Here is a 546-nt window from a genome sequence, read left to right on the forward strand (position 1 = left end):
GATCGAACGCTCCATCTCCCTCTCGGCTTGCCGCTCCCTCAAGCCCGGCCGGCGTGGCCGGGCGTGTTTGTCATTCCGGTGCGGCGGTTTCGGTCACGCCGGTGCTGTGGCTGTGGTGGCGGCGGCGGTGGCGGCTGTGGCGGCGCGCGTGGGATCGTAGCGCTCCCCGCTCACCATCATCTTCCAGGCGATGCGGGCGGTCTTGTTGGCGAGCGCCACCGCGACGAGCTTGACCGGCTTGCGCGCCAACATGCGTGCCAGCCACGGGCTGGCCTTGCCGCTGCGCAGCGCCTGCCGGATCACCGCCATCGCCCCCGCCACCAGCACCGCGCGCAGGGCCTCGTCGCCGGCGCGGGTGATCCCGCCCAGCCGCTGCTTGCCCCCGCTCGAATGGTCCCTGGGCGTCGCTCCCATCCAGGCCGCAAACCCGCGGGCCGAGGCGAACACGCGCGGATCCGGCGTCTTGATCGTCAACAAGGCCGCGCCCACCGGTCCCACCGAAGGGATCGCCTTAAGCCGCCGGGCGAGGTCGTCGTCGCGCACGGC

General features: G+C 72.9%; 1 protein-coding gene. It reads right to left on the reverse strand.

Going from position 1 to position 546, the window contains the following annotated elements:
- Positions 1–93: 93 nt before the first annotated feature.
- Positions 94–546: transposase (locus TSB10GB4_RS18020; protein WP_244570959.1), on the reverse strand; the 453-nt coding region annotated here is incomplete at its 5' end.

Source organism: Stappia sp. TSB10GB4, from assembly GCF_900185745.1.
Lineage (GTDB): Bacteria > Pseudomonadota > Alphaproteobacteria > Rhizobiales > Stappiaceae > Stappia.